This window comes from Streptomyces sp. NPDC002076, from assembly GCF_053593835.1.
In genome coordinates this window covers 1-19329 of sequence record NZ_JBSFDI010000011.1, presented here as the reverse complement: position 1 = coordinate 19329, position 19329 = coordinate 1, and the positions used below count along the sequence as shown (strand labels likewise).

The 19329-nt window shown below is 71.9% G+C and carries 18 protein-coding genes and 1 pseudogene; 16 read left to right on the top strand and 3 right to left on the bottom strand.

From position 1 onward, the window contains the following. Positions 1-4 precede the first annotated feature (4 nt). From ACWCQS_RS23275 to ACWCQS_RS23225, 11 genes are all read left to right on the top strand, one after another. Positions 5-2575 (top strand): ABC transporter permease, encoded by a 2571-nt coding sequence (locus tag ACWCQS_RS23275; RefSeq protein ID WP_451006217.1) that lies wholly within the window; start codon positions 5-7, stop codon positions 2573-2575. Between the two features lie 46 nt (positions 2576-2621). Next, entirely contained in the window at positions 2622-3497 is an 876-nt protein-coding gene (locus ACWCQS_RS23270) for an LLM class F420-dependent oxidoreductase (RefSeq protein ID WP_451006216.1), read from the top strand. Positions 3498-3542: 45 nt separating this feature from the next. Beyond that, complete coding sequence (locus ACWCQS_RS23265; RefSeq protein WP_451006215.1) at positions 3543-3968, top strand: GNAT family N-acetyltransferase; 426 nt, start codon at positions 3543-3545, stop codon at positions 3966-3968. Positions 3969-4119: 151 nt separating this feature from the next. Continuing rightward, positions 4120-5463: a hemolysin family protein gene (locus tag ACWCQS_RS23260; protein ID WP_451006214.1), complete on the top strand. Its 1344-nt coding sequence runs from the start codon at positions 4120-4122 to the stop codon at positions 5461-5463. After that, the gene (locus tag ACWCQS_RS23255) at positions 5460-6473 is read left to right on the top strand and encodes a hemolysin family protein (RefSeq protein WP_451006213.1); all 1014 of its coding nucleotides are present in this window, start codon (positions 5460-5462) and stop codon (positions 6471-6473) included. Before ACWCQS_RS23260 ends, ACWCQS_RS23255 begins: the two co-directional genes overlap by 4 nt. Positions 6474-6708: 235 nt before the next feature. Next, the gene (locus ACWCQS_RS23250; RefSeq protein WP_451006212.1) at positions 6709-7497 is read left to right on the top strand and encodes an SGNH/GDSL hydrolase family protein; all 789 of its coding nucleotides are present in this window, start codon (positions 6709-6711) and stop codon (positions 7495-7497) included. 95 nt (positions 7498-7592) lie between these two features. After that, positions 7593-9038 (top strand): adenylosuccinate lyase, encoded by a 1446-nt coding sequence (gene purB, locus ACWCQS_RS23245; protein WP_451006211.1) that lies wholly within the window; start codon positions 7593-7595, stop codon positions 9036-9038. Then, positions 9035-9580, top strand: coding sequence for a G/U mismatch-specific DNA glycosylase (gene mug, locus ACWCQS_RS23240; protein ID WP_451006452.1), 546 nt, complete (start codon positions 9035-9037; stop codon positions 9578-9580). Before purB ends, mug begins: the two co-directional genes overlap by 4 nt. 73 nt (positions 9581-9653) lie before the next feature. Further along, a complete protein-coding gene (locus ACWCQS_RS23235; protein ID WP_451006210.1) occupies positions 9654-9947 on the top strand; it encodes a hypothetical protein in 294 nt (97 codons plus the stop codon). A 451-nt stretch (positions 9948-10398) separates the two neighbouring features. Next, positions 10399-10872 (top strand): hypothetical protein, encoded by a 474-nt coding sequence (locus tag ACWCQS_RS23230; RefSeq protein WP_451006209.1) that lies wholly within the window; start codon positions 10399-10401, stop codon positions 10870-10872. Between the two features lie 121 nt (positions 10873-10993). Then, on the top strand, positions 10994-11200 hold the full coding sequence (locus ACWCQS_RS23225) for a hypothetical protein (protein WP_451006208.1): 207 nt from the start codon (positions 10994-10996) through the stop codon (positions 11198-11200). A 147-nt stretch (positions 11201-11347) separates the two neighbouring features. On the opposite strand, the gene ACWCQS_RS23220 is transcribed toward ACWCQS_RS23225, so the two are convergent. Beyond that, the gene (locus ACWCQS_RS23220; RefSeq protein WP_451006207.1) at positions 11348-11791 is read right to left on the bottom strand and encodes a hypothetical protein; all 444 of its coding nucleotides are present in this window, start codon (positions 11789-11791) and stop codon (positions 11348-11350) included. Positions 11792-11851: 60 nt separating this feature from the next. Here ACWCQS_RS23220 and ACWCQS_RS23215 point away from each other — a divergent pair. Both ACWCQS_RS23215 and ACWCQS_RS23210 read left to right on the top strand, forming a co-directional pair. Beyond that, positions 11852-12034 (top strand): annotated as a pseudogene (locus tag ACWCQS_RS23215) (LuxR C-terminal-related transcriptional regulator); the annotation flags it as partial. A gap of 93 nt (positions 12035-12127) precedes the next feature. Continuing rightward, positions 12128-13282, top strand: coding sequence for an ROK family transcriptional regulator (locus ACWCQS_RS23210; RefSeq protein ID WP_451006206.1), 1155 nt, complete (start codon positions 12128-12130; stop codon positions 13280-13282). 176 nt (positions 13283-13458) lie between these two features. Here the strand turns inward: ACWCQS_RS23210 and ACWCQS_RS23205 are convergent, their stop codons facing one another. After that, positions 13459-14220 carry a GntR family transcriptional regulator gene (locus tag ACWCQS_RS23205; protein ID WP_451006205.1) on the bottom strand — a complete coding sequence of 254 codons (762 nt, stop codon included), beginning with the start codon at positions 14218-14220 and terminating at the stop codon, positions 13459-13461. 255 nt (positions 14221-14475) lie between these two features. After that, positions 14476-15360, bottom strand: coding sequence for an RNA polymerase sigma-70 factor (locus tag ACWCQS_RS23200; protein WP_451006204.1), 885 nt, complete (start codon positions 15358-15360; stop codon positions 14476-14478). 122 nt (positions 15361-15482) lie between these two features. On the opposite strand from ACWCQS_RS23200, the gene ACWCQS_RS23195 reads away from it, so the two are divergent. The 3 genes from ACWCQS_RS23195 to ACWCQS_RS23185 all read left to right on the top strand — a co-directional run bounded on the left by ACWCQS_RS23195 (position 15483) and on the right by ACWCQS_RS23185 (position 19039). Continuing rightward, entirely contained in the window at positions 15483-16136 is a 654-nt protein-coding gene (locus ACWCQS_RS23195; RefSeq protein ID WP_451006451.1) for an NADPH-dependent F420 reductase, read from the top strand. Positions 16137-16239: 103 nt separating this feature from the next. Beyond that, positions 16240-17070 carry an alpha/beta fold hydrolase gene (locus ACWCQS_RS23190; protein WP_450987443.1) on the top strand — a complete coding sequence of 277 codons (831 nt, stop codon included), beginning with the start codon at positions 16240-16242 and terminating at the stop codon, positions 17068-17070. A 385-nt stretch (positions 17071-17455) separates the two neighbouring features. Next, positions 17456-19039, top strand: coding sequence for an alkaline phosphatase D family protein (locus ACWCQS_RS23185; protein ID WP_451006203.1), 1584 nt, complete (start codon positions 17456-17458; stop codon positions 19037-19039). Positions 19040-19329 lie beyond the last annotated feature (290 nt).

The window sequence follows — 19329 nt, the reverse complement described above, 5'->3', positions numbered from 1 at the left end:
CCGGGTGCTCAAGGCGACCCTGAGGAGTTTCCTCGCGCACAAGGGACGGCTCGCGCTGTCCGCGCTGGCCGTGATCCTGTCCGTGGCGTTCGTCGCGGGCAGTCTGATCTTCTCCGACACCGTCACGCGTACGTTCGACCGGCTGTTCGCCTCCACCGCCGCCGATGTGACGGTCCAGCCGAAACAGCTGGACCTCAGGTCGGCCCGGGTGAGCGGTTCGGTGCAGACGCTGCCTGCGGCGCTGCGGGACCGCGTGGCGCGGGTCGACGGGGTCGCGGCGGCACGCGCCGAGGTGTCGGTGCAGAACGCCGTCGTGGTCGACAGCCACAACAAGTCCGTCGGCCCGACCACCGGCGCCCCGACCATCGCGATGGCCTGGTACGTCACCCAACGCAGTCCCGTGAAGCTCACCTCCGGCCATGCCCCGCACGGGGCGGGTGAGGCGCTGCTGGACGCCGACACGGCGCGCAAGAAGCACGTGGGCATCGACGACACGCTGACCGTGCAGGCACAGCCGGGCATGTTCCGGGTGCGGGTCGTCGGCATCGCCACGTTCACCACCACCAACCCCGGCGCGGCCCTGGTCTTCCTGGATCCGGCGGTGGCGGGCCGCGAACTGCTCGGTTCCCCCGCCCGGGCGACCAGCATCGCGGTGGACGCGGCCAAGGGGGTGTCCGACCCGGAGCTCAAGCAGCGGGTCGGGCGGGCGATCGGCACCGGCACGTACGACCTCAAGACCGCGAACGAGCAGGCCAAGTCGGCGGCGGCCAGCCTCGGCACGTTCCTGGACGTGATCAAGTACGTGATGCTGGGCTTCGCCGGTGTCGCCCTGCTCGTCGGCGTGTTCCTCATCGTCAACACCTTCTCCATGCTGATCGCCCAGCGCACCCGCGAACTGGGCCTGCTGCGGGCCCTCGGCGCGGACCGGCGCCAGGTGCGGCGCTCGGTGCTCACGGAGGCGCTGCTGCTCGGGCTGGTCGGTTCCACGCTCGGCCTCGCGGCCGGGATCGGACTGGCGCTGGCGCTGATCCGGCTGATGAGCGCGTTCGGGATGAACCTGAAGGCCACGGAGATGGTCATCGGCTGGGGCACGCCCGTCGCGGCGTACGTCGTCGGTCTCGGCGTCACGTTCGTGGCCGCCTATCTGCCCGCGCGGCGTGCGGCGGCCGTCTCACCGATGGCGGCCCTTGTGGACGCCGAAGTCGCCGGTGTCGGCAAGCCGTTGCGGACCCGGGCGGTCGTCGGTGCGGTGATCGGGGCGGTCGGCGCGGCGGCGCTGGCCGGGTGCGCGGTGGCCACGAAGACCGCGCAGGCGGCCTCGCTGCTCGGTCTCGGCGTGGCCCTGACCCTGATCGCGACCGTGGTCGCCGGTCCGCTGCTGGTGCGGCCGGTGATCCGGGTGCTGGGCGCGGCCTTCCCCGCGCTGTTCGGCCCGGTCGGCCTGATGAGCCAGCGCAACGCCCTGCGCAACCCGCGTCGTACGGGCGCCACCGCCGCGGCGCTCATGGTGGGCCTGGCCCTGGTCGGCGGGATGTCGGTGGCGAGCGCCTCGATGTCCGCTTCCTTCGACCGGCAGATCGACAAGACGCTCGGCGCCGACTTCATCGTCCAGAACTCCAACTTCACCCCGTTCACCAAGCAGGTGCGGGACACCGTGGCCCACACCCGCGGCGTCGGGCTCGTCGTGCAGCAGCGGCTCACCCAGGTCGCCGTACGGCTGCCGAACGGCGACCGGGTCACGACGGCCGCCGCCGCGTACGACTCCCGGCTCGACGACGTCGTGCACATCACCTACGCACAGGGCGGTTCACGGGCCGCCCTGGCGGACGGGCACCTCGCCATGGACGCCGCCTTCGCCCGGGACCACGGGGTGCGCGTCGGCAGCGTCCTCCCGGTCGACTTCCCTGGCGGGCGGCACACCGGGCTGACCGTCTCCGCACTCACCAAACAGGAGACGGCCGAGGGTTTCGGCGCCCAGGGCGGCCTCTACTTCGGCCTCGCCACCCTGGAGAGGTACGCGCCGGACGCGCAGGACTCCGCGCTCTACGTCAACGCGGCCAAGGGCACCGAACCCCAGGACCTGCGCCCCCGGCTGGAACGGGCGCTGAGGCCGTTCCCGCAGGTCCAGGTGCGCAACCAGACCGACTACAAGCAGCTCGTCCACGATCAGATCGCCGTCCTGCTCTATCTGGTGTACGCGCTGCTCGGGCTGGCGATCGTCATCGCCGTGCTCGGTGTGGTCAACACCCTCGCCCTGTCGGTGGTGGAGCGTACCCGGGAGATCGGGCTGTTGCGGGCGATCGGGCTGGGGCGGCGGCAGTTGCGCCGGATGATCCGGCTGGAGTCGGTGGTGATCGCGGTGTTCGGCGCGGTCCTCGGGCTGGCGCTGGGGCTCGTGTGGGGCGTGTGCATGCAGCAGGTGCTGGCCCTGCGCGGGCTGACGGCGCTGGCGTTCCCCTGGAGCACGATCGTCGCCGTCGTGATCGGCTCGGCGGTGGTGGGCGTGGTGGCGGCCCTGCTGCCTGCGCTGCGCGCGTCGCGATTGAACGTGCTGGCGGCGATCGCCCACGAGTGATGGAATCGCGGGCGTAGCCCAAAGCGCCTGCCAACGGGGAGAGTTGATGTCACATCCGTTCCGCTTCGGGGTCAATCTGCTCACGCCCGCGCCCGCCGCCGAGTGGCGCGCGAAGTGCCGGCGCGCCGAGGAGCTGGGCTACGACGTGATCCTCGTCCCCGATCACCTCGGGATGCCCGCTCCGTTCCCGGCACTGGTCGCGGCGGCCGAGGCGACGCGCAGGCCCCGGCTCGGCACGTTCGTGCTCAACGCGGGGTTCTACAACCCGGCCCTGCTGGCCCGCGAGGTGGCGACCACGGACGCGCTCACCGGCGGGCGCCTCGAACTCGGACTGGGCACCGGGTATGTGCCGGCCGAGCACGAGACGGCGGGGCTGCCGTACGGCTCACCGGGCGAGCGGGTCGACCATCTCCGGCACACGGTGGCGGAACTCGGCCGGCTGCCGGCGTCCGGCGAACTCCCCCGGTCCCGGGTGCCGCTGCTGATCGGTGCCAACGGCGACCGGATGCTGCGGCTGACCGCCGAGCACGCGGACATCGCGGCCTTCACCGGAGCCCGGCCGGGCTCCGCCCCGGGATCGCTGGAACCGCTCACCGCCGAAGAGCTGGACGAGCGGGTGGCGCGCTACCAGGGGCTTGCGGCGGGCCGGGCGGAACCGGCGGAACTGAATCTGCTCATCCAGCTCGTGGCGGTCACCGACGATCCGGAGCCCGTGCTGAAGCCGCTGCTGGAACGGCAGCCGCAGCTGACCCTGGACGCCGCGCTGGCCCTGCCCATCGTGCTGGCCGGCTCGCTGGAGGAACTCGTGGCGCGGGTGCGGGCGCAGCGCGAGCGGTTCGGCTTCTCCTATCTGACCGTGCTGGAGCCGTACATGGAGGCCTTCGCGCCGGTGATGGCACGGCTGCGCGAGGAGTCCGCATGATGGAAATCCCCGCGCCGGACCCATCTCCGGTGATGCGATCAGCACATGACCGACCTGCGGATACGTCCTGCTCTTCATGACGATCTCGACGCCGTGCTCGCCTTCTGGAAGACGGCCGCCGAGGGCACCAGCATCAGCGACGACCGGGACGGGGTGGAGCGGCTGATGGCCCGTGACCCCGAGGCGCTGATCCTCGCCGAGCTGGGCGGCGAGCTGGTGGGCACGGTGATCGCCGGCTTCGACGGCTGGCGCTGCCATCTGTACCGGCTCGCGGTGCATCCGGAGCGGCGCCGGCAGGGCATCGCCTCGGCGCTGCTGGGCGCCGCCGAGGAGCGGTTCGTCCGGCTCGGCGGGCGGCGCGCGGACGCGATGGTGCTGGTCCGCAACGAGACCGCGCACCACGCCTGGGGCGCCGCCGGTTACGGCCCGCAGGAGCACTGGCGGCGCTGGGTGAAGCCGCTCACCGACTGAGACACCGAGCTCTCTTTGCCCATCCTTTACCATGGAGGGAGCACTCGGCCTCTATGAAAGGTAGTGAGCGTCCGCCCATGGGCGAGCCTCCCGGTCCGCGCCACCGCGCATCCCGTCGCGCCCTGTCCGATCCTGGGACGGGGGTGACCCGATGACCGAAGTGCTGCTCCTTCTTGTGGCCATCCTGCTCTCGCTGGCCTGCGGCGCCTTCGTGGCGGCGGAGTTCTCGCTGACCACGGTGGAGCGCGGCGAGCTGGAGCGGGCCGCCGCGCGCGGCGAGCGCGGCGCCTCGGGTGCCCTGAAGGCCGCACGGAACCTGACCTTCCAGCTGTCCGGCGCCCAGCTCGGCATCACCGTCACCAACCTGGTCGTCGGTATGCTCGCCGAGCCGTCGATCGCCAAACTGCTGGCCGGCCCGTTCCGGGCGATGGGCCTCTCCGCCGGTACGGCGAGTTCGGCGGCGCTGGTGCTCGGTACGGCCCTGTCGACGGTGTTCCTGATGGTCGTCGGCGAGCTGGTGCCGAAGAACTGGGCGATCTCAGCCCCGCTGACCATGGCCAAGCGGGTCGGCAACCCGCAGCGCTGGTTCAGTGCGGTCTTCCGGCCCTTCATCACGCACCTGAACAACACGGCCAACCGTGTGGTGCGCCGGTTCGGCATCGAGCCCGCCGAGGAACTGGCCTCGGCGCGCGGCCCGCAGGAGCTGGCGGCACTCGCCCGGCACTCCGCCAAGCAGGGCGCACTGGAGCCGGACACCGCCGAACTGTTCGTGCGGACGCTGAACCTGGCCGACCTGACGGCGGAGAACGTGATGACCCCGCGCGTCCAGGTCATCGCCCTCGAAGCCCAGGCGACCTGCGCGGACGTGGCGAACGCGACCCGGGCCACCGGACTGTCCCGGTTCCCGGTGTACCGGGGCAGCCTGGACTCGGTCGTCGGCGTCGCCCACATCAAGGACGTCCTGGCCGTGCCGGCCGAGCAGCGCCGCCACCGCCGCGTCTCCCAGGTGATGCGCGAACCACTGATGGTCCCCGAGTCCCTGACCGTCGACCGGCTGCTGGACCGGCTCGGCGGCAAACGCACCATGGCCGTCGTCATCGACGAGTACGGCGGTACGGCCGGCGTGGCGACCCTGGAGGACATCGTCGAGGAGGTCGTCGGCGAGGTGCGGGACGAGCACGACCCGCACGAGACGCCCGACCTCGCCCCCGCCGGCGCGGACGAGCAGGGCCGCGCCCTGTACTCGGCCGACGGCTATGCCCGCACCGACCAGCTCGCACGCGTGGGGCTGCGGATGCCCGAGGGGCCGTACGAGACCCTGGCGGGCCTGGTCGCGACCCTGCTGGGCCGGATACCGGTGACCGGGGACACGGTCCAGGTCGCGGGCTGGCGGCTGGACGTGGTGGACGCCACGGGCCGCCGGGCGGCGCGGGTGCTGCTGCACGCGCCGCTGGACGACGAGCAGGCCCACGAGACCGCGGAGGGGGCGCGATGACCGCCGTACAGCTGCTGATCGGTCTGGCGACCCTCGTCGTCAACGCCTTCTTCGTCGGCGCCGAGTTCGCGCTGATCTCCGTGCGCCGCTCGCAGGTCGAGCCGCTCGCCCAGGAGGGCGACCGGCGCGCGAGGAGCGTGCTGTGGGGCCTGGAACACGTCTCCGCGCTCCTTGCCGCCGCCCAGCTCGGCATCACGCTGTGCACGCTGGTCCTGGGTGTGGTCGCCGAGCCGGCGATCGCGCATCTGCTGGAGCCGGTGTTCCACGCCCTCGGCGTGCCCGTCAGCGCGGGTCACGCGGTGTCCTTCGTGATCGCGCTGACCCTGGCGACGTATCTGCACATGCTGATGGGCGAAATGGTCCCGAAGAACATCGCGCTCGCCGAACCGGTGCGCAGCGCGCTGCTGCTCGGCCCGCCGCTGGTCACGCTGTCCCGGGCACTGCGCCCGGTGATCTTCACGGTCAACGCCTTCGCGAACGGCCTGCTGAAGCTGCTCAGGGTCGAGGCGAAGGACGAGGTCGCGGCCACCTTCACGGACGCCGAACTCGCCGAGATCGTCAAGGACGCCAGCCAGGCGGGACTGATCGACGACCGGGCGCAGGAGCGGCTGCACGATGCCCTGGAGCTGGGCAGCCGGCCGGTGCGGGATGTCGTGGTACCGCTGAAACGGGTGGTGTACGCGCACATGGGCGTCACCCCGGAGCAGCTGGAGCGGCTGTCGGCCGACTCGGGCTTCTCGCGGTTCCCGGTGGTCGACGTGGGCCGCCGGATCGTGGGGTATCTGCACGTCAAGGACGCGCTGGACGCCTCGCCGCGGGACGTGCCGTTCCGGCTGCGGGACATGCGGCCCATCGCGCGCGTACGGGAGCGGACCCCGCTGGACGACGTGCTCACCGCGATGCGCGGCAGCCGCACCCATCTCGCGGCGGTCCTCGGCGACGACGGCCGGCTGGCCGGCCTGGTGACCATGGAGGACGTGCTGCGAGAGCTGTTCGGACAGCCTGCGTGAGCCTCCGGCGGATTCGGCGGATCCGGCGGGGGCCGTGTCCGGCCGCGGGACCGCCTCCGCGTCCGTGACGTCGGCCGCCCGGGCCGTCAGCACGTCCTCCTCGCCCCACGTGCCGACCTCGGCCGCCGTGATGATCCGGGAATCCCGGGCGACCGGCCGAACCCGAGGGCCGGTCCCGGGTGTTCCCGGGGTGACCGACCGGCGGGTATGGAGCCGGGATACCATCGCTCACGCCATGCAGACGAATCCCACACCTCCCCCTTACAGCAGCCTGGTCGCGGTCGGTGACTCCTTCACCGAGGGCATGTCGGACCTGCTGCCCGACGGCTCCTACCGGGGCTGGGCCGACCTGCTCGCCGCGCGGATGGCCGAGCGCACGCAGGGCTTCCGGTACGCCAACCTGGCCGTGCGCGGGAAGCTCATCGGACAGATCGTCGACGAGCAGGTGGACGTGGCGGCGGCCATGAACGCCGACGTGATCACACTGGTCGGCGGGCTCAACGACACCCTGCGACCCAAGTGCGACATGGGCCGGATCAAGGGCCTGCTGACCGAGGCCGTGGAACGCCTCGCACCGTCCTGCAAGCAACTCGTGCTGATGCGCAGCCCCGGCCGCCAGGGCCCGGTGCTGGAGCGGTTCCGGCCACGCATGGAGGAGCTGTTCGCCTGCGTGGAGGAGCTGGCCGACAGGCACGGCGCGGTCGTCGTCGACCTGTACGGGGCGCCCGCGCTGGGCGACCCCCGGCTGTGGGACGTGGACCGGCTCCATCTGACGGCGGAGGGGCATCGCCGGGTCGCCGAGGCCGTCTGGCAGACGCTCGGACACGAGCCGGAGGACACCGAGTGGCATGTGCCGATGCCGGCCACGGCGCCGCCGGACTGGGTGACACGCCGGATCGCGGACGTGCAGTTCGCCCGGGAGCATCTGCTGCCGTGGATAGGCCGGCGTCTGACCGGCCGCTCCTCCGGGGACGGCCGCCCGCCGAAGCGCCCGGAACTGCTGCCGTACGAGGCTCAGGCGTAGCGTCGCGGTCATGACCACGTGACGGGCCTCTCGTAGCTTCCGCCGAACAGGGCCATGGCGTTGGCCTGCACAAACCACCAGTAGAATCTGGACACGTGACTTCCGCCGCGCCCGCCAAGCCCCGCATCCCGAACGTCCTCGCCGGACGCTACGCCTCCGCCGAGCTCGCCACGCTCTGGTCCCCCGAGCAGAAGGTGAAGCTGGAGCGGCAGCTCTGGCTCGCCGTGCTGCGGGCCCAGAAGGACCTCGGCATCGAGGTGCCGGACGAGGCGATCGCCGACTACGAGCGTGTCCTCGACACAGTCGACCTGGCCTCGATCGCCGAGCGCGAGAAGGTCACCCGGCACGATGTGAAGGCGCGGATCGAGGAGTTCAACGACCTCGCCGGGCACGAGCACGTGCACAAGGGCATGACCTCCCGCGACCTCACCGAGAACGTCGAGCAGCTGCAGATCCGGCTCTCGCTGGAGCTGATGCGCGACCGTACGGTGGCCGTGCTGGCGCGTCTGGGCAAGCTGGCCGGCGAGTACGCCGAGCTGGTCATGGCCGGCCGCTCGCACAACGTGGCCGCGCAGGCCACGACGCTGGGCAAGCGTTTCGCGACGGCCGCCGACGAGCTGCTCGTGGCGTACGGCAGGGTCGAGGAGCTCCTCGCCCGCTACCCGCTGCGCGGCATCAAGGGCCCGGTCGGCACGGCGCAGGACATGCTGGACCTGCTGGGCGGGGACGCTGCGAAGCTGGCGGACCTGGAGAACCGGATCGCCGGGCACCTCGGCTTCTCCCAGGCCTTCACCTCGGTCGGCCAGGTCTACCCGCGCTCGCTGGACTACGAGGTCGTCACCGCACTCGTCCAGCTGGCCGCAGCCCCGTCCTCCCTGGCCAAGACGATCCGGCTGATGGCCGGGCACGAGCTGGTCACCGAGGGCTTCAAGCCGGGCCAGGTCGGCTCCTCCGCCATGCCGCACAAAATGAACACCCGCTCCTGCGAGCGCGTCAACGGCCTCATGGTCATCCTGCGCGGCTACGCCTCCATGACCGGCGAGCTGGCGGGCGACCAGTGGAACGAGGGCGACGTGTCCTGCTCGGTGGTGCGCCGGGTCGCGCTGCCGGACGCGTTCTTCGCACTGGACGGTCTGCTGGAGACTTTCCTGACGGTCCTGGACGAGTTCGGCGCCTTCCCGGCGGTCATCGCCCGCGAGCTGGACCGCTACCTGCCGTTCCTGGCCACCACCAAGGTGCTCATGGGCGCGGTGCGGGCCGGTGTGGGCCGCGAGGTCGCGCACGAGGCGATCAAGGAGAACGCCGTCGCCACCGCGCTGGCGATGCGCGAGCAGGGCGCCGAGCGCAACGACCTGCTCGACAAGCTCGCCACCGACGAACGGCTGCCCCTCGACCGCGATCAGCTGGCTGCCCTGATGGCCGACAAGCTGTCCTTCACCGGCGCCGCCGCCGACCAGGTCGGGGTCGTCGTCGGCCGGATCGAGGAGCTCGTCAAGCAGCACCCGGAGGCCGCCGGCTACACCCCCGGAGCGATCCTCTGACCCGCTTCACCCCAGCCCAACTGGAGGCCGCCCGCGACCGTCTCGTACCGGACGTGGTCGTGGGCGGTCTGCAGGTACTGTTCTGCGGAATCAACCCCGGTCTGATGACGGCGGCCACAGGCCACCACTTCGCCCGCCCCGGCAACCGCTTCTGGCCGGTGCTGCACCTGTCGGGTTTCACCCCGAGGCTGCTGAAGCCTGCCGAGCAGCAGGAGCTGCTGTCGTTCGGACTGGGCATCACGAACGTCGTGGCGCGGGCGACCGCGCGGGCCGACGAGCTGACCGCCGAGGAGTACGTCGAGGGCGGGCGGCTGCTGACCGAGAAGGTGACGCGGCTGCGGCCGCGGTGGCTCGCCGTGGTCGGGGTGACCGCGTACCGGGCCGCGTTCGGCGACCGCAAGGCCCAGGTGGGACCGCAGGAGCGGGTCATCGGGGAGACGCGTGTGTGGGTGCTGCCCAATCCCAGCGGGCTGAACGCACACTGGACGGCGGCGACGATGGCGGAGGAGTTCGCGCGGCTCCGGGTCGCTGCCCAGACCTAGGTGGCCATGGCAGGGATATCCCCGTGCCCGTGGCAGGGGATCCAGTCCTGGGAGTAGTGGCAGGATCGGTGACATGAGCACCGAGACGGACTGGGTGTACCGGGTGGACGAGCCGCACGGCTCCGCCGGCTGGCGGCCCTACGGTGACCACCCCGACCGGTGGCGGGGGACCATCACCACCGACGACCCGGCCGAGAACGCCGAGTACGTCGCCGCCCTCGTCGTCACCGACCTGGTGACCGAGTGGACCGTGAGCGGCACCGGCCAGCAGCACGTGCGCGTGACCGTCTGGGAGGGCCAGGAAGGCGCCGGCCCCGAAGACGCCGCCTTCACGGTGCAGGTCCGGCCCCACATCGACGGGGCGTGACCACCGGGCACCACATCGCGCGAGTCGGACAGCGGGCCGTGGAGGGCCTTCTGGGCCATTCCCCTCGCTGGCTCGGGCCGTCCCGTGGCTGGCTGATCTTCCCGTGGACGCCGCCCGCCTGGCGGAGGAGACGGCGACCCCGGCTGACCACGTCACCGCCACTCAGGGCCCCGGCAAGGAGCAGCACCACCAACTACCCGGGGGCCACATCCCCGCCGAGTGACCACCCGCCCGGAGAATCGACACACCAGCGGGACTGGCCCGGGGCAGCGGCCGGCTGGACCATCCCGGTCGTTGGCTCAGGCCGTCCCGGGGGCCGGGGCGATGTGGCGGCCGACCGGGCTGATCTTCACCCATTTACGTTGCGCGGTAGGCGGGTCCAAAAGGGCCCGATGAGCGCACAAGGATCACGATGTCTCTGCGTACAGCCCGAGTGGCGCGGAGCCGACGGGTGCTGACCGCAGCCACCGTCGCGGCAATGACGGCAGCGGCCGGCCTGGTCGGCGTGGTCCCGGCCCAGGCGGCGCCGGTGATCCGGGTGCGGTGCCCGGCCCAGGATCTCCAGGCCGCGATCAACAACGCCAGTGCCGGATCAATGCTGCAGGTGAGCGGCACCTGCACCGGCAACTTCGTCATCACCAAAAGCCTGACTCTCACGGGCCGCGGTGCGACACTCGACGGCAACCACACCGGCAGCGTCGTGACGATCTTCGGAACGGCCCAGGTACAACTGACCCGCTTGACCATCACCAACGGCACTGGCGCCAACAATGGGGGCGGCGTTTTCATGGACTCCGGCACCGCGCTGACGCTGGACCACTCCACCGTGACCCGGGTCCGTCCCCGGCTGCACCGGCTGATCGCACGCGCGGATCTGGCGCTGTTCACGGAGTCCACCTTTCATCAAAGTACCCTTCTCTCGTAGGCCCGATGAAGTCTCGTCAGATTCCCGTACCCTCCCGGGAGATGGCAGTTGCCACGAGGGAGGGAATACGTCAGAGCACGAAGGAACGCCGCGCACCCTGCGCCTGAGCTTCGAGTTCGAGGTGCCGCGCGCTCTGAAGGGGGTCAACATCCGGGGCACCGATGTGCAGAAGGCCCTGGACACCATGGCGGACCGCATCATCGGCTTGTCCGAGAGCCTGTTCCCCTGGGCGAGCAGCGTGCAGGTTCGCAAGGAGTGGTTGTACAACTGGACCGACTCCACAGAGACGGTCAAGCTGCCTGCCACGGACAAGAACACCCCGAAGTAGCACTCCGGACCGGATGTTCCGAGGTTGCCGGCAGCTGAGGCACCAGGGGATGCGACTGCCCTCTTCCCGGGAGGGCAGAGCAGGGCAGCCGTCCACCTCGGAACGGTCCGACGAGCTGACCGCCGAGGAGTACGTCAAGGCCGGTGGTCACGGCGGAGGTATCTCCGTGACGGCGGCCAGGAGCCGTATCTCGTCCGCACGGTCCCGGTCGGCGACGCCGACGGCGACCCAGCGGCCGGCCTCCGCCAACTGCCACACGTCCAGCTCGTCGGTGAGCAGGCTGAGGGTGGCCCAAGGTTCCGGTATCTCCTCGCCCCGGCTCAGGCGCAGGCGCACCGTGAGCTGGCCCCACGGCGGCTGACGGCCCCAGCGGTCGTGCAGCCGCTCCGCTACGGCCTCCCGGTACGCCTGGAATTCGGCGGCGGTCCGCTCCCGCACCGAGGCATGGCCCACTCGCACCCCGTGGCTCGTCGCTAACACCACGGTGGCGTAACCGGGTCCTGCCGTGCCCGACTCGGACCGGCCCTGCTCCGCCGGGAACTCCCGGCCGCACAACCGGTCGATCACAGCGAGGTGAATCGCGATGTCCATGTGATCCAGTAAAGCGGGCACCACTGACAATTGGCGGGCTGTCAGACGCCCGGGCGGTCCAGAGCGCGCGTGGTGCTGCGAACGGTGGTTGGGCCGCCGAACGCCGAGATCGCCGCCCGGCTGCTCGTGGGCACGGAGACGGTCAAGTCGCATGTGAGCGCCGTACCGGCCAAGCTCGGCGCGCGCGACCGCACCCAGGCGGTGATCGCGGGGTACGAGTCGGGGTTCGTCGAGGCGGGGTGAGCCGGGCCGGCCAAGCGGAACCCGGCACTCGCCGGGGGTGCGCCGGGCCGAGTACGATCCGCCCAACACGCCCGCGAGCTGGAAGGACGGACGGTGGCGCAGCTGACCGGCGGCGATCCCTCACTGCTGCGGAGGATCAATTCCGCGGTGGTGCTGCACGCCCTGCGTACCACGGACTGCGCGACGCTCACCGAGATCACCCGGGTCACCGGACTGTCCCGGCCGACCGTCGAGGGTGTCGTCGAAGGGCTCATCGAGGGCGGGCTCGTCGTGGAGACCGCGGCCGACGAGGGCACGGCGCGCCGCCAGGGGCGGCCCGCGCGCCGGTTCCGGTTCCGGGCCGAGGCGGGGCATCTGCTGGGCCTGGAGATCGGGCCGCACCGGGTCGCCGCGCTGCTGGCCGACCTGGACGGGCGGGTGCTGGGGGCCCAGGCCAAGGAGGTCGACGAGACCGCGCCGGCGGACGAGCGGCTGGAGAGGCTGCGCGGCGCGGTCGCCGAACTGCTGCGCCGTGCCGGGGTCGCCCGCAGCTCGCTGCGGGCCGTGGGCGTGGGCACGCCGGGGATCGTGGAGGCCGACGGCACGGTACGGCTGAGCACGGCGCTGCCGCAGTGGACGGGCCTGAACCTGGGTGAGCGGCTCAGCCGCTCCTTCAAGTGCCCGGTGCTGGTGGAGAACGACGCCAACGCGGCGGCCGTCGCCGAGCACTGGAAGGGCGCGGCGACCGAGTCGGACGACGTGGTGTTCGTGCTGGCCGGGCTGAGTCCGGGCGCGGGCTCGCTGATCGGCGGGCGGCTGCACCGCGGCTACGGCGGGGCGGCCGGGGAGATCGGTGCGCTGCATCTGCTGGGCCGGGAGGCGACTCCGGAGACGCTGCTGTCCACCACCGACGAGCCGCTGCACCCGCTGGACGAGCAGGCGGTCGCCGAGGTGTTCGCGCTGGCCCGGGAAGGTGACCAGCGCGCGCGGGCGGCGGTCGAGCGGTTCATCCAGCGGCTGGTGCACGATGTGGCCGCGCTGGTGCTGGCGTTGGATCCCGAGCTGGTGGTGATCGGCGGGTGGGCGGCGGGCCTGGACGGTGTCCTGGAACCGCTGCGCCGCGAACTGGCCCGCTACTGCCTGCGTCCGCCCCAGGTGGCGCTGTCCCTGCTGGGCGAGGCGGCCGTGGCCACGGGGGCGCTGCGCTTGGCCTTGGACCACGTCGAGGAGCAGTTGTTCGCGGTGGACGGCTCAGCGACTCGGCGCTGAGCCTTCGCCGTGCGGTGACGCGACCCCGGGCGTTCGCCGTGCGGTGACGCGACCCTGGGCGTTCGCCATGCCGGGCGCGGTCGTCGCGCCGCTGCGGCGCCCTCGTGGCCGGTCGCGCAGTTCCCCGCGCCCCTGAGGTCGGCTGCCCCGCCCGGCGGTCAAGAGGTGTCCGGTACTCAGGAAGCCTGGCGTTCCGGGTCGTGGTGTATCTCGATGTCCGGGGAGTCGCCGAAGGTCAGCCGGCAGGTGTCGGCACGGTAGGTGGCGACGGACAGGGCGGCGGTGCGGCCCCCGGCGAAGAAGCGGGTGGTGACGACGAGGACCGGGGAGCCGGGCAGCCGGTCGAGGTCCTTGGCGTCGTCGGCGCGGGCGGAGCCCAGCTCGACGGCGCGGTCCTGGCCCTCGAGCGTGAGGTGCTGGAGCTCGCGGAGCACCGCACGCGCGCGTGCCGGGCCGGACGGGGCGTCGATCGCGGTGAGGTCGGGGACGGAGGTCACCGGGATGTAGAGGAGCTCGGTGGCGACCCGCTGAGCGTGGGACATCCGGGAGCGGCGCACGATGTGCACGGGCTCGTCCGCGCCGGTCTCCAGGGCCGTGGCGACGGCGGCCGGCGGCAGCGCCTGCTCGGAGTCGACGGGCTGCCAGGCGTCCGAGGCGGCGCCCGGCCAGACGTGCTGCTCGGTGCCCACGGCGACGCCGACCCGCGGGGGCGCGACGGTCGTACCGACGCCGCGGCGGCGCTGCAGCCGGCCCTCCAGCTCGAGCTGTTCGAGGGCCTGGCGGAGCGTGGCGCGGGCCACGCCGAAGCGGGCGGCGAGGTCACGCTCGTTGGGCAGGATCTCCCCGACCGAGAACTCGGAGTCCAATGCCTCGCTGAGCACGGTCTTGAGGTGCCAGTACTTCGGTTCCGGCACCGATTCCAGCTGCGTGGTCCCCACCCTGTCCTCCGCAAGAGCCGTGGTCCGGCGGTTTTTAGCGCCCTTGTTTATTAAAGGTTGTTGCACTTCTCTGCGACCATAGGGCGGCCTGCACCCTTGGTCAAGACCAATCCTCGATCCCCTGCGCGACACACGCCCGGCCTGCCGCAACGTGTTCATGAGGCGTTCGTGAGCCGCGGTCCGTGTGACATCGCGGCAAAGCCCCCGCCACAGGACGGGGGCCGGCGTGGCGCGTGTGGTGCGGCGGAGTACGGCTCAGCCGTCGGCGAGGTGCCGTAGCTTGTCCGGGTTGCGGACGATGTACACGGTCGTGACGCGGCCGTCGACGACGTCCACCTGGACCAGGCTCTCGGGCTCTCCGGCCGACACGACCAGCAGCGCCGGGCCGCCGTTGGCCTCCAGGAAGCGGTAGGACAGGGCCGCCGCGGACTGCTGCGCGACGGCGACGAGGAACCGGCCGACCTTGTCGGCGGTGTGCAGGATTCGCAGGGGCGCCTTGGCCTTGCCGCCGCTGTCGCCGACCAGGCGGACGTCCGGGGCGAGCAGGGACATGAGCCCGTCGAGGTCGCCGTCGGCCGCGGCGGCGAGGAAACGTTCGGTCAGCTCGCGTCGCTGGGCGGGGTCGACGTCGTAGCGTGGCCGCCGTTCGTCGACGTGCCGGCGCGCCCGCGCGGCCAGTTGCCGTACCGCCGGCTCGCCGCGGTCGAGCAGGGCGGCGATCTCGGCGTACGGGTAGCCGAACGCCTCCCTGAGCACGAAGACGGCCCGCTCCAGGGGCGACAGCGACTCCAGGACGACCAGCAGGGCGAGGGAGACGCTGTCGGCGAGCACGGCGTGCTCCGCCGCGTCCGGGGCCGCGTCGCCGAACTCGGTGAGATACGGCTCCGGCAGCCACGGCCCGACGTACGCCTCGCCGCGCGTCTGCACCTGGCGCAGCCGGTCGATGGCCAGTCGGGTGGTGATGCGCACCAGGTAGGCGCGCGGTTCGCGGACCTCCGCGCGCTCGGCGCGGGACCAGCGCAGCCAGGCGTCCTGGACCACGTCCTCGGCGTCGGCCACACGGCCGAGCATGCGATAGGCGACGCCCACGAGCAACGGGCGGTGCTCTTCGAAGACATCGGTCGCGGTCTGTGTGGTCACCGCTCCATCCCATCCGACACGCGCCGGGGCTGTCCACCCGGAATCGAACCGTCCGGCGCCGGTGCGGGATCACAATGACCATGAGCCGCCGGAAGTCGGCGGCCGACAACGGGAGGTGGCCGATGCGGTACGCGGTGCTGGGCACGGGCGAGGTGGGCCGCACACTGGGCGGCAGGCTGCTGGAGCTGGGGCACGAGGTGACCCTGGGATCGCGCGTGAAGGACAACCCGGTGGCGCTGGAGTGGGCCACGGCCTGCGCCGAGCGGGCTCGCGCCGGCACATTCGCGGAGGCGGCCGGCTCGGCCGAGATGGTCATCAACGCGGTGGGCGGCCGGGTGGCGCTCGACGCCCTGCGTGCGGCTGGCGCGGAGCACCTCGACGGCAAGGTGGTGGTGGACGTCTCCAATCCGCTGGCCTTCGAGGACGGCCAGCCGCGGCTGGACCCGGTGGAGTCGGACAGCGTGGGCGAACAGATCCAGCGGGCCTTTCCGCACGCGCGCGTGGTGAAGACGCTGAACACGGTGAACTGTCAGGTGATGGTGGATCCGGGCCGCGTGCCGGGCGCGCACCACCTGTTCGTGTGCGGTGAGGACGCCGGGGCCAAGGAGCAAGTGAAGGCGCTGCTCGGAGAGTTCGGCTGGCCGGCCGAGCGGGTGCTGGACCTGGGCGGGATCCAGGCGGCGAGGGCGACGGAGATGTATCTGCCGCTGTGGCTCACCATGATGCGGCAGTTGGGGACCGCCGACTTCAACATCGAGGTGCGCCGGGCGGGTTGACCTCCACCGAGCGCGGACGTACGCCCACCGGGGGCTACCGGCCGGTAGCAATTGCTGACAAGCTGTCTACGGCGTCCGCAGCACCCAGACGAGGAGCACCCCCATGTCCGCCACCGCCTCCTTCCAGGTCCCCACCGAGCACGGCCCGAAGGACGTGACCGTGTCCTACGCGCGCGTGGGACGCGGCGAACCGCTGGTCCTGCTGCACGGCATCGGGCATCACCGGCAGGCCTGGGACCCGGTCGTGGACATCCTCGCCACCGAGCGCGACGTGATCGCCGTCGATCTGCCGGGTTTCGGCGCGTCCCCGGGCCTGCCGGACGGCCTCGCCTACGACCTGCCCACCACCAACTCGGTGCTCGGCGCCCTGTTCGAGGCGCTGGAGCTGGACCGGCCGCACATCGCCGGCAACTCGCTGGGCGGCCTGCTCGCCCTGGAACTCGGCCGGGACAAGCTCGTACGGTCCGTCACCGCCCTCTCACCGGCAGGGTTCTGGACGGAGGCCGAGCGCCGGTACGCCTTCTCGGTGCTGCTCGCCATGCGGGGCATAGCCCAGCGGCTCCCGCTGCCGCTGGTGGAGCGGCTGTCGCGCACGGCGGCCGGCCGTACCGCGCTGACGAGCACCATCTACGCGCGGCCCGCGCGCCGCGCCCCCGAGGCCGTGGTCGCCGAGACGCTCGCACTGGTGGGGGCCACCGGGTTCGACGCGACGCTGCGGGCGGGCACCACCGTCCGGTTCACCGACGCCCTGCCCGGTCTGCCGGTCACGGTGGCCTGGGGCACCCGGGACCGGCTCCTCGTCCGCCGCCAGGGCGTGCGCGCCAAGCAGCTGATCCCGCACGCCCGGCTGATACGGCTGCCCGGCTGCGGCCACTGCCCGATGAACGACGACCCGGCGCTGGTCGCCCGGGTGATTCTGGACGGCAGCCGCTGAACGGGCGGCCGGCGGCGATCCCCCGGCGGCGGGCGGGACCGGGCTCGCCGAAGGGGGCCGGTTCCGGGCGCCGGTGGGGCAGCCGCACTGTGGGACCGACAGTGGCCGCCGGCATCGAACCGTTCCGCATGGGCCGGGCCAGCCTGCGCAGGCGAGCCGTGTGCAGTACGGGCGCCATGCCGACCGCAACGTGCCCTCGCCTGCCGGGCCCGGCGACCGTCGGCTCCGGCTCCGGTTCCGGTTCCGGGCACACTCACGTGCGCGTGGGTGCGGTCGTACGGAGCGACCAGGTCTCGTTGTTCACTCCGGGTTTCCGCACGCGCCGCAGCGTGCCAGTAGGTGTGGCTCTGCACACTGGCCGGATCCCTTGCCTGGAGGCGCAGCCATGTCAGACCGTCCGTTCCCCGGCCGCCGCAGTGTTCTGCGCGGCTCCCTGGCCGCGTCGGCGGCCCTCACCCTGCCCGTCGGCCTCGGCGCGGCCCCGGCGTTCGCCCGCTCAGGGCGCCCCCAGGCGAGCTGGGGTGTGCAGGCGGGCGATGTGACCACCGACTCCGGCCTGGTGTGGGTGCGTTCGGACCGGCCGGCCCGGATGATCGTGGAGACCTCGGCCACCGAGTCGTTCCGCAACCCGCACAGATTGCAGGGTCCGCTGCTGGGCTCCGGCACGGACTTCACCGGCACCACCCGGCTGCACGGCCTGCCCTCGGGCGAGCAGATCCACTACCGCGTGCTGCTCGCCGACCCGGACGACCCGCGCCGCACGAGCGAGCCGGTCACCGGCACCTTCCGTACCGCGCCCGCCCGCCGCCGCCAGGGCGTGCGGTTCGTCTGGTCCGGCGACCTGGCCGGACAGGGCTGGGGCATCAACGAGTCCATCGGCGGCTACCGCATCTTCGACGCGATGGCGAAGGTCGACCCCGACTTCTTCCTGTGCAGCGGCGACAACATCTACGCCGACGGCCCGATCGCGGCGACCGCGACCCTGCCCGACGGCAGCGTCTACCGGAACGTCACGACCGAGGAGAAGTCGCACGTCGCGACCACCCTGGCCGACTACCGGGGCAACTTCCGCTACAACCTGCTGGACTCGGCACTGCGCCGGTTCAATGCCCAGGTGCCCAACATCATCCAGTGGGACGACCACGAGGTCCGCAACAACTGGTACCCGGGCGAGGTCATCGGCGCCGGCACCCCCTACCCGGCCGGCACCAGGCTCGACGACCTGGCGCTGCGCTCCCGGCAGGCGTTCTCCGAGTACTTCCCGATCTCGACCATCAGCGAGCGCCCCGACGGCCGGATCTACCGGGTCGTCCACCACGGCCCGCTGCTCGACGTGTTCGTGCTCGACATGCGCACCTACCGCAACGCGAACTCCCCCGACAACCAGACCACGGACCCGGTGGGCATCCTCGGCCGGGAGCAGTTGGAGTGGCTGAAGCGGGAGCTGACGAAGTCCCGCGCGGTGTGGAAGGTGATCGCCAACGACATGCCGCTCGGCCTTGTCGTGCCCGACCCGGTCGAGGGCAAGCCGAACTTCGAGGCCGTCGCGCAGGGCGACCCGGGCGCTCCGCTCGGCCGTGAACTGCAGATCGCCGAGCTGCTTCGGTTCATCAAGCACCGGCGGATCACCGGCACGGTGTGGCTGACGGCCGACGTGCACCACACCTCCGCCCAGCACTACGACCCCTCGCGGGCCGCGTTCAAGGACTTCGAGCCGTTCTGGGAGTTCGTCTCCGGCCCGCTCAACGCCGGTGCGTTCCCGGCCAACGCGCTGGACGGCACGTTCGGCCCGGACCGGGTGTTCGTCAAGGCGCCCACCGCCTCCAACGTGTCGCCGGCTCAGGGCTACCAGTTCTTCGGCGAGGTGGACATCGACGGCGACAGCGGCGAACTGACGGTACGGCTGCGCGAATACGACGGCACCGTGCTGTTCACCCAGACGCTCCAGCCGGGCCTGGTCGGCCAGTAGGCGCAGGCGGGCCCGCCGGTCCCGTACCCTTCATCCGTGCCGCGCGCCGGCGTCATCCCACGGGGCGCGGCACGGTCAACTCCTCTGTCATGCGACCCTCTTCGCAGGTCAGGCCAATTGTCAGTGATCGCCTCTACGGTTTTCGTATGACGCGAGCACTGGATGACGACAACGCCACGATCTGGGGCCGAGCGGCTAGTAGGGCTTGGTCAGGTTCACTCGCCGGTGGCGTGTCCGTTTGATCGGGTGTGCCGTTGACCGGGTGTGATGGGTGGGGAGTTGGCCGCGGT